Source organism: Paenibacillus agaridevorans, assembly GCF_003112455.1.
GTDB lineage: Bacteria > Bacillota > Bacilli > Paenibacillales > Paenibacillaceae > Pristimantibacillus > Pristimantibacillus agaridevorans.
In genome coordinates this window covers 127,930-137,751 of sequence record NZ_BDQX01000098.1, presented here as the reverse complement: position 1 = coordinate 137,751, position 9,822 = coordinate 127,930, and the positions used below count along the sequence as shown (strand labels likewise).

Sequence of the window (9,822 nt, the reverse complement as noted above, 5' to 3'; positions counted from 1 at the left end):
GCCCGCTACTTCACGAGCCATCCCCGAAATACATAGGACTAACGATTTTAGCCGATTAATCTCGCAGCTGAAACAAACATCTTGTTTCGTAAAGATAGACAGCCGTCCAAGGCGAATTCGAACGAAGTTTCGAAAGAAAAGACAATTGGAACTAGACGAGCTTTCGTTTAAAGTTGCCCTATAGGATCGTAACTTTCGAGGAGGGCGATGTCATGCGTTACGAGGCAATGTCGGAAAAACATCTGGATGGAATGGTATCCGTCTGGAATTCGGAATGGATCCGGGTGTTTCCCATGAGAGAGCAATTAATCGCGCAAAATGTGTTCGAGGATCCCAATTGGCTGCGTCATGGCTCGTGGGTTGCCATCGAGGAAAGTCGCGATCGGATTGTCGGATTCGTTGTGGCGAAGGCGTACCGGGAGGAACTTGCCCAATATGGCCTTAAGTCCGACGCGGGATGGATTCAAGCTCTCATCGTGGAGCAGGACAGCCGGGGCGTCGGCATAGGGAGCGGGCTGCTTGGCCGGGCGGAGGAAGCCCTTCGAAAGTTGGGCGTTCAACGCATATCGCTTGGCAATGATTTGCAAAGCCGCTTGTTTCCCGGCTTGCCGGAGCCGGAAGAGGCAACGAAGAGCTGGTTCGAGAAACGAGGTTATGTCTGTAAAGCAGAAGTTTTTGATTTGCTGAACAGCTATAACCATAGAGCAGGAGTTACGTTGCCCGAAGTGCAGGATGCGCTGTTTAGAGTCGCAACCCCGGAGGATCGGGAACGAATGACGGCTTTTATGCGCCGCTGCTTCCCGGGGACTTGGGACTATCAGCACCGGGAGTATTGGAAGCGCGGCGGAACAGGCAGGGAATACGTATTGCTTGAGAGAGAAGGCAACATTATCGGTTTTTGCAGAATGAACGACGAACATTCGCCGTTGCTTGCACAAAACATTTATTGGTCGCCGCTTTTCGACGAGCCATTGGGCGGAATAGGGCCGCTCGGCATCGACGAGACCTATCGCGGGTATCGATATGGCATCTCCATTGTGCAGGCGGCGATCCACTACTTGCTGGGGCGGGGCAGTCGCCATATCGTAATCGATACGACGCCTTTCGTCGAGTTTTATGGCAAGCTTGGGTATACAAGCTGGAGAACCTATGCGAAATTCGAGAAAACGATCGATCTTACGGGTAGTTCCACGTTTCGGCCAGAATGACCATTATGATGAACATTAAAATGGAGTACAGACTGGCAACAGTTCTGGACTCCATTTTTGTATTAGCGAAACAATATGCAAAATTTTCCGTCTAATTTGTTGAACGATTAACAAACAGGGAATGGAGGGCAGGCATGAAGGTATCTATTTATCTGCTCTATTTAGCGGCAATATGTATATTGCCTGCATGTGCGATAGACAGCAACAACGACTCCGGGGTAAACATGGCGACTAGCGTCACCAGCGAAACCAGCGAAACCAGCATACCCAGCGAGTCAGTTTCGAATGAAACCGCACAGCCAGACAATGTGTCGTTTCTTAATCTGGATCAATTAGAGCAGTACAGGATCATTACGGGGACATCCAGGGAGTATACCGAAGCGGATATGGCCAATTTGGCTAAGGACGACATGCAAAAGGATTACGTTGCCGTCATTAAAAATTATATGCGGCAGGAATTGGGGCACGAAGTCAGCTACCTTGATAGTGTGGATGGCACCTACAATCCAAGAAAAGTGGTGGTGGGGACGAACGAAGGCAACACCTACATGCTTGAACTTCGAAAATGGTACAATTATAACGGCATTTGGACAGTAACCAATCTTGCACAGTTTAAAGAAGACGGAGCCATGCCTCCGGAACAATCGGTCACTTATGAAATCATTGATGTTTCAAGCATTGGCGATCCAGGTATTGTAAAGGAAGCCAACGAAAAAATCTCGGCTAGAAACGCGGGACACTATCATTTTATTGCAGACGATACGCTTTATATATTGCTGGTAGCGGGCATGGAACATTCTGTCGAGTTGTTGAATGTGTTCGGAAATGAGAGCTTGATGAGGATCCAATACGCGACCATTGAAAATAATGATCCGCGCTTTGGCGAGAACCCGTACCTGATTCTTAAATTGGATGCTACGGTAATGGATCTTTTTATTCAGCAATTTGCTGACACGAAGGTTGACGATATTAGATTGAATTTGCCTTGATTAAAGGCAGTTGCCCATAGACTGGTCAACTGCCTTTTGTTTTGGTCGTAAAGTAACTCTGACTAGCGTCCATAGACGTTAGTAACGCTTATGGCTCCAAAAAATAGGCGAACGAGCAGCTGTAGGCGTTAAAAACGCCGATAATGGTTGTCCGCTATACGAGCGGAAATAGTGGCTGCAAGGATTATTCTTCCCATTTGATGTTCTGTCTTCGGAATTCGCTGGGCGTCATGCCTGTATACCGCTTGAAGACGCGGTTGAAGGAGGCTACCGTGAAGTAGCCGACCAGAGAAGCGATATCTTGAATGAGCAGATCGGTTTCAATAAGCATCTCGGTCGCCTTGTTCATGCGTACGGTGTAGATGTAATCGCTGAAGTTGGTTCCCGTCTTCTCCTTGAAGTAACTCGACAAGTAAGGTCCGGTTATGCCGAGCTTGTGCGCAATGGAATCCAGCGACAGATCGCCGCCATAATTCGCCTCCACGTATTCGAAAACAAACTTCGTAATAGCATCCGTCTCGGACTTCTTCTCCTGAATGGCAATCGCGGACCTTGTGAGCAAACGTCTGAAAAACGTTTTGTATTGCTCCAACGTGTAGCAGGATTTCAACTGCTCATGCAAATGACTGCCATCTACGACGGAAGCCACCGACACATTCTGCGCATACATAGCCTTGATTGTTCGATTGACGATATCCTTGGACCACTCCTGAAACTGCCCCGCTGTTGCGCCGACCTTATCCAGATGATCGAGGAATCGCTCGACTAGCGGGATCGTTACGGTTTCGATGCCGGCTTGCAGATTGGCTACCAGCTCCGTCTCTTCGGAAGGAGTAGGGACGAGCAGGGAAGGATGTGCTTCCCATTGCGTAATAATCTGAACGTCCTCGCCAAGCTTGCGCTGCCGGATCAGATCAAGCGCGTTCTGATACGTCTCTGCGAAATCCGTCGCATATTTGCGAACGGGGCTTGGCGCGATCGTGAAGTTGCAGTAGGGCGCATCCGAATCGAAGATCCGGATCAACGTACGCAGCTCCGCTTCCGGTTTATCCGCTTGATCGTCATCCAGGAAAAGAATCGTCAGGATTTGATCCTTTTCGAGCTGGAAGGTCAACGATTCGCCGTACAGACTGGTAAAATGGGCATCGATCAATTCCTTATACGTATTGAAGGCGCGATGCACCGAGCTTGAGATTTCCAGAAGGAAACGTTCTTTGAACTCAAGGTGGAATAACACTAGTCTGTAGGGACGATCATCGTCCATTCTCGTCTCCAGCCCGGCGCCGCCGCCGATCTTCTTAAGCTTGGACATGTAGGCGAACTGTTGGAGCATGGTGTTTTTGGTCTGAAGATCATGATGGAACTTCTCGTTAGAGCGCGACAAGTCGCGCAAAGTCGAATGCAGCATATTAAATTCCTTGATTCGGCTGCTCGCCGCACCAGGACCTCCCAAAATGCTATAGGTCTGTATGGATCGAATCATCTTCGCAAGCGGATTATGGAACTTTTTCGCAAGGATGTAGGATACGGCCAGACTGATCAAAATCGACAGAGCCAAAATAACGAACATAAGCACGTTTAAATTGCGAAGCTGATTCGTCAGCCCCCTGTCTGCAACAACCTCAACATAAGTGAACCCCGTCTCGGAGCCGCTACGGAAGAAATAATACTTGTCGTCCAGCTTCGCGTACCCGCCAAGTCCCGGGTAGGTCCCATCCTCCATCTTCAAATTATCCGGCATGCTGAGCGAAGGAGATGAGGAGTAGATGACTTGCTGATCTTCATCCAGTATGAGCAGGCTGCTGCCGGGTTTGGGCTGATGGAACGCTTCGAAGGCTCTGGCGCTTTTGAGGAGCAGAATGAAGGCCAGACGATCATCGTAAGCGCTTTTGACCAGAATAGGAGTCAGATTGCCGTAAGAGAAATCTTCGAATGCCGTCTCCATACGAAAGTTCGTAGTGGGATAAACCTTGAAGCTGTCGACGGACTCCGCTTGTCTCTTCCAGAATTCCACGGAATAAGTATCGCTGACGTAGAATTTGCCAAACATCGTCTCTGCGTTCCTCGTCCCTTCCTTATCGAACACAAAACCCGTGTCCTTGAAGTAATAAATAATGTTGTCCAGGTAGAGCAGTGAATTGTTCATCGTATTGCGAAGCTCTCGCTGAACCCGCGATACGATATCGTAATGAAACGCGCTGGTGCCGTTCTTCAATATTTGCGTATCGTTTTCGAACAGGTTGCTGAGCATAAAACTTCGCATGAGCTTGAAGTGTTTCTCGTAGTTCGTGACCGTCGTGTTTAGATTAAGACCGCTGTTAACGATAATCTCTTCTTTGATCCGATCGCGGAAAAAAGAATACGTAACAAGGTGGATGGAAACAAGCAGCAAAATGATGGCGATAAAGCTGCAGAATAAGGTGTAAAAAAGTGACAGCTGGTTGTTCGAAATGTTCGGGAACGGGATCAGTCGCTTCATGCCACTATTCCTTTCATTAATTGCTCTGCTTTACAAAATTCATATAAGGATGTTCAAAAAGTCCAATTTTGATTACGAAGTAGCTCAGGAAGTATGTCGACATCGAATCTTGCATTCAGCCGGGACTTCCGGTGCTCACGTAGCTTCCACTACGCTCCGCTCCTCAGTCCCTAATCTTCATACAACCTTCTCGGTACTGAAAATCGGACTTTTTGAACTTGCACTTTTTGCAAGTATAGCACGAGGTATTAACAATGGCTCAATAATCAACGCTTACGATCCTTATCATTTCTTATGAAATGGGCTAAGTAACGCGATTCTGACGGAAATCGGACAAGGAAAACAAGATTCCACGATACACAAAAGGGCCGACGTCTTGGTAAGCTAACCTCCGAACACAACGACGAGGGGGAGAAACTTTTATGACGGCAAAATACAGGATTGCAGTTGTCGGAGGCGGAAGCATTGCCGCTTCGCATCTGACGGCGATTAAGGAAATGGGCCAGGCGGAGGCTTGCGCCGTAGCCGATATTGCGGAGGAACGAGCGGAGCAGTTGGCCGTCGCTTACAACATTACGCCTTATATCGATTACAAAGAGATGATTAAAACCGAGCGGCCGCATATCGCGATTATTACGCTGCCTCATTATTTGCACAAGGAAGCGGCGATCTCTGCGGCGGAGCAAGGCTGCCATATTTTGCTGGAGAAGCCCATGGCGATGAACGTGCAGGAGTGCGACGAAATTGAACGGGCCGTCAGAACGGCAGGCGTCAAATTGATGGTTGGGCACACGCAGCATTATTCCGCCGAAAACGTATTGGCCAAAAAAATATTGCAAAGCGGCGAACTCGGAAGACTAGTCATGATCAATGATCGCAGACATCTGCCATACGACAAACCGCAGCGGCCGCAATGGTTCTTCGAACGCGCCAAAGCCGGCGGAGGCATTCTGACGAATCTGGGCTCCCATTCCATCGACAAGATTCAATGGCTGACGGGCGATACGATAACGAAGGTGCGGGCATCGGTCGATTACGGGCTGGGACGGGGAGATGTGGAAGGCGGGGGATTGGCGTATCTGGAAACCTCCGGCGGAATACCGGCCATCGTCTGCCAATCTGGATACCCGGGGGCTGCCATCGACGAGACGGAGCTGCTCTTTACGGGAGGAAGCCTGCGGCTTCGAACCGGCATTGGCGTTTGGATCAGTACGGGCGGCACTTATTCGGAGGTTCATACCGAGAGATTGCCGGGTCCGGCGCTTGCCATGCAGATCCTGGATCTGCTGCATGCCGTCGAAAGCGGCGAGGAGCCGGAATGTTCGATGGCCTATTCGCGAAGCGTCGTTGCGGCCGTCGAAGGACTATACCGTTCTAGCAAGTTGCGCGCCGAGGTTCTCGTTCAAACCGTCGGCAACGAAGACCTTTCTCTGTAAAAGGAGACTCGCCATTAGCGTCGAGAAGCGGCAGGCGTATGCTGCTGTAACTATGGCGAATCTATCGAAATTCACAACTTCGCAACATTTAAGATCATTGTCGAAAATGCGAGTGCTCGCATAATTGCAAGGTTTCGCAAGTACTGGCGATTGTCCACGAGGCAATTGACCCGCTATCGTTAACGGCATAGACACGTTATGCAGACCAGACAGGAGGATAAGGGATGGCGCAGTTCCTAACCAGATTCAATCGAAGCAAATACTTGCTCATACTCTTTTTGCCAGCGCTTGTGTACTACATCTTGTTCAAGTACGTTCCGATGTTCGGCATTCTGATCTCTTTCAAAGATTACAACGCGTTTAAGGGCGTATGGGAAAGCCAATGGGTCGGCATCAAATATTACAAGCTGTTTTTCGAGAGTCCCGATTTTCTGAAGCTGCTTCGCAACACGATTCTGCTAGGCGTCTACAAAATCATCTTCGGATTCCCGGCGCCGATCATCCTTGCGCTTCTATTAAACGAAGTTAGAATTCAAGTCGTCAAACGCGTGGCGCAGTCCATCAGCTATTTGCCGCATTTCATCTCCAACGTCGTTGTCGTCAGCATGATGTTCCTGTTTTTGTCGCCGTCGAACGGAATCGTCAACCAGCTTGTAGAGTGGTTCGGTTACGAGTCGATCAACTTTATGCAGAATGATCATTACTTCCGTTCTCTGTATGTTCTCTCGGGAATATGGCAGCATATCGGCTGGGAGACGATCATCTATTTGGCCGCTCTAAGCGCGATCGATCCGCAGCTCTACGAAGCAGCTCGAGTGGACGGCGCGAACAGATGGCATCAGCTTAGGCATATTACGGTGCCCGGCATCAGCTCCGCCATCATTATTTTGTTCATTCTAAATATCGGGCAAGTGCTCGACATCGGATTCGAGAAAGTATTGCTGATGTTAAATCCATCTATCTACAACACGGCGGATGTGCTGAGCACCTACGTGTACCGTACGGGGATACAAGCCATGAATTACAGCTACGGAACAGCGATCGACTTGTTTACGAGCGTCGTTAACCTTGCCTTCATTCTCAGCGCCAACTGGATTAGCCGCAAAGTCAGCAACACGAGCTTATGGTAGGAAGGAGCGGGACTATGAAAATCAAATTCTCGGTTTTCGATGTCATCATCTATTTTGTTATCTTCTGCGTAGCTTTATCCGCCTTGTACCCGTTCCTCTATATGATCGCCGTCTCGCTTAGCGGCACGGTGCCCGTATTAAGAGGCGAAGTGTTCTTATGGCCGAAGGAGTTCACGCTTAATACGTATGCCGTCGTATTCGACAATCCCGATATCGGCAAAGCCTATATCAATACCATCCTGTATACCGTGCTTGGCACAACGATTTCCTTGTTCGTTACGGCAGCAGGAGCGTATGCTCTCTCCAAAAAAACGATGCTGTTCCAGCGCCCCTTTATGATCATGATCGTCATTACGCTGTTCTTTAGCGGCGGGATGATTCCTACGTTTCTGGTGGTCAAAAGCTATAACTTGATCGATACGATCTGGGCCATGGTCATTCCTACGGCGGTCAGCTCCTGGAACTTTATCGTCATGCGCACATTCTTCATGAACATGCCGCAGGAGGTAGAGGAGTCGGGCAAAATCGACGGATTGACGGACATTGGCATCTTCCTCCGCCTGGTGCTTCCGCTATCCAGCGCCATCATCGCGACGATTGGTCTGTTTTACGGCGTCGCCATCTGGAACAATTTTTTCTCCGCGCTGCTTTATCTGCGCGATGCCGATCTACTGCCGCTCCAGGTCATTATTCGCAACATGGTGCTTCAAGGCGCCGGCGGAGCAAACGGCGCGGGCAATATTGGCGGCGACAGCATGATCGTCGACGAAGCATTGAAGTACGCCACGATTATCGTGACGACGGTTCCCATCCTTTTGGTCTACCCGTTCCTCCAAAAGTATTTTGCAAAAGGAGCGCTAATCGGGTCGGTCAAAGGTTAATATAGAATCCATGGGAAGCATCACCAAGCAAGCGGGCAAGTCATTTTACACCAATCAAGGGAGAGTGGGGCAAAGTATGAAGAAGAAATGGTCAACCGTAATGCTCGCAACCGTGCTGGGATCAAGTTTGGCGCTGGGCGCCTGTTCCGGCAACAACAATGGAGGCAATACGCCAGATGCCAGCGCGACGGCGAAGCCTAGCGACAGCGCCGGGGCGACAAGCGAGCCGCTTAAGCAATCGACGCTCACGTTTTTGAATTACAGCAATCCGAGCTGGCCGTACGACGAAAACTGGATGGTATGGGATATGATCAAGGAGAAGACGGGCGTTTCGCTCGATATTCAGCTTCCATCCGGCAACCTCCTGGAGGATTCCATTAGCTTGGCGGTCGCAGGCGGCGAAATGCCGGATCTGATGTGGATTCAATCCAAAGCGGCTGCTGACAAATTCGGACAACAAGGCGCACTGGCCAACATTTTGGATTATGTCGATCAAATGCCTAATTTCAAAGCATTTATGGAAAAATATCCGCAAGAAGTGCAAAACTTTATTTCTGCGGACGGCAAGATGTACATGACGCCGAACCAAGGCATCGGCGATACGAACCGCCGCGTCTGGATGTATCGCGAGGATATCTTTAAGGAGAACGGCCTGCAAACGCCGCAAACATGGGACGAGCTGTATACGGTCCTGAAAACGCTCAAAGAGAAGTATCCGGACAGCTATCCGCTTACGTTCCGTAACGGGCTTCGTTACTTTTACGACTTCGGCGCGGCCTTTAACGTCTCCGCCGACGTCGAGGTTTCCAAGGCGAGCGTGATCCATGATAACGCTACAGGCGAATGGAAGTATGCGGCCATTCAAGAAGAGTACAAAAAAATGCTGGAGTACTTCAATAAGTTTTACAAAGATAATCTGATTCCGAAAGACTTCCTGACGATCGACACGAAGATGTGGCAGGATATCGTATCGACGGATCGCGCATTCGTCACGCTGGATTATATCGGACGGATCGACTTCTACAACAACGCGCTTCGTCCGGCTAACGCCGCGTTTAACATGAACTTTATGGCGCCGCCTGCAGGCTGGGAAGGCGGACCTCAGAAGAACGCGTATACGCAGACGAGCGAAGAAGGTTTTATGATCGCGTCGACGACGGACAAAATCGAAGATGCCGTGAAATTCATCGATTTCTTCTATTCCGAAGAAGGCAAACAATTGTCCAGCTGGGGCATAGAAGGCGAGACATCCTCGAACGGCGCATTCATCGAGAAATACGCCGACGTTGCCGATATGCGCAAGAAAACCGGACTGTCTACGGACGGCACTTATGCTTGGTTCGATTACGACGCCCACATTTCTCTGTCGTCGCCGGAGCTGAAGGTTGCTTACGCGGAAGCGCCCAAATACGACAGCGATCCAAAAATCTCCATCTCCTTTACGCCGGAAGAGCAGCAAATTCTAAGCACGAAAGGCGATTCGCTTAACAGCAACCGAGATGAAAACTTCGCGAAGTTTATCATGGGCACGCGCAGCTTCGATGAGTGGAGCAGCTTCGTGGAAGAGCAAAAGAAGCTTGGCTACGAAGAGATCGTAGCTCTGTACAAGACGGCGCATGAACGTGCGCTTGCGGCCGTAAAGTAATATTTTGCAATGATTCGACAAGCCTCGTTAGCTTTAACGGGGCTTGTCTTCTGA

7 protein-coding genes are annotated in these 9,822 nt (G+C 49.6%); 6 read left to right on the top strand and 1 reads right to left on the bottom strand.

Translation table 11 applies throughout. From position 1 onward, the window contains the following. The first annotated feature begins 212 nt into the window (after positions 1 to 212). Both PAT3040_RS10590 and PAT3040_RS10585 read left to right on the top strand, forming a co-directional pair. Positions 213 to 1,208 (top strand): GNAT family N-acetyltransferase, encoded by a 996-nt coding sequence (locus PAT3040_RS10590; protein WP_108992605.1) that lies wholly within the window; start codon positions 213 to 215, stop codon positions 1,206 to 1,208. 134 nt (positions 1,209 to 1,342) lie between these two features. Next, positions 1,343 to 2,197: a hypothetical protein gene (locus tag PAT3040_RS10585; protein ID WP_108992604.1), complete on the top strand. Its 855-nt coding sequence runs from the start codon at positions 1,343 to 1,345 to the stop codon at positions 2,195 to 2,197. Between the two features lie 184 nt (positions 2,198 to 2,381). Here the strand turns inward: PAT3040_RS10585 and PAT3040_RS10580 are convergent, their stop codons facing one another. Continuing rightward, a complete protein-coding gene (locus PAT3040_RS10580) occupies positions 2,382 to 4,676 on the bottom strand; it encodes a helix-turn-helix transcriptional regulator (protein WP_108992603.1) in 2,295 nt (764 codons plus the stop codon). A 422-nt stretch (positions 4,677 to 5,098) separates the two neighbouring features. On the opposite strand from PAT3040_RS10580, the gene PAT3040_RS10575 reads away from it, so the two are divergent. The 4 genes from PAT3040_RS10575 (at position 5,099) to PAT3040_RS10560 (ending at position 9,768) form a co-directional block, all read left to right on the top strand. Then, on the top strand, positions 5,099 to 6,112 hold the full coding sequence (locus tag PAT3040_RS10575; RefSeq protein WP_108992602.1) for a Gfo/Idh/MocA family protein: 1,014 nt from the start codon (positions 5,099 to 5,101) through the stop codon (positions 6,110 to 6,112). A 224-nt stretch (positions 6,113 to 6,336) separates the two neighbouring features. Continuing rightward, complete coding sequence (locus tag PAT3040_RS10570; protein ID WP_108992601.1) at positions 6,337 to 7,242, top strand: ABC transporter permease; 906 nt, start codon at positions 6,337 to 6,339, stop codon at positions 7,240 to 7,242. Between the two features lie 14 nt (positions 7,243 to 7,256). Beyond that, on the top strand, positions 7,257 to 8,123 hold the full coding sequence (locus tag PAT3040_RS10565; protein ID WP_108992600.1) for a carbohydrate ABC transporter permease: 867 nt from the start codon (positions 7,257 to 7,259) through the stop codon (positions 8,121 to 8,123). A 76-nt stretch (positions 8,124 to 8,199) separates the two neighbouring features. Then, positions 8,200 to 9,768 (top strand): extracellular solute-binding protein, encoded by a 1,569-nt coding sequence (locus tag PAT3040_RS10560; RefSeq protein WP_108992599.1) that lies wholly within the window; start codon positions 8,200 to 8,202, stop codon positions 9,766 to 9,768. The last annotated feature ends 54 nt before the right edge of the window (positions 9,769 to 9,822 follow it).

Coding starts and splice junctions, on each gene's coding strand:
- PAT3040_RS10590 (WP_108992605.1), top strand. CDS start 213: ATGCGTTACGAGGCAATGTCGGAAAAACATCTGGATGGAATGGTATCC.
- PAT3040_RS10585 (WP_108992604.1), top strand. CDS start 1,343: ATGAAGGTATCTATTTATCTGCTCTATTTAGCGGCAATATGTATATTG.
- PAT3040_RS10580 (WP_108992603.1), bottom strand. CDS start 4,676: ATGAAGCGACTGATCCCGTTCCCGAACATTTCGAACAACCAGCTGTCA.
- PAT3040_RS10575 (WP_108992602.1), top strand. CDS start 5,099: ATGACGGCAAAATACAGGATTGCAGTTGTCGGAGGCGGAAGCATTGCC.
- PAT3040_RS10570 (WP_108992601.1), top strand. CDS start 6,337: ATGGCGCAGTTCCTAACCAGATTCAATCGAAGCAAATACTTGCTCATA.
- PAT3040_RS10565 (WP_108992600.1), top strand. CDS start 7,257: ATGAAAATCAAATTCTCGGTTTTCGATGTCATCATCTATTTTGTTATC.
- PAT3040_RS10560 (WP_108992599.1), top strand. CDS start 8,200: ATGAAGAAGAAATGGTCAACCGTAATGCTCGCAACCGTGCTGGGATCA.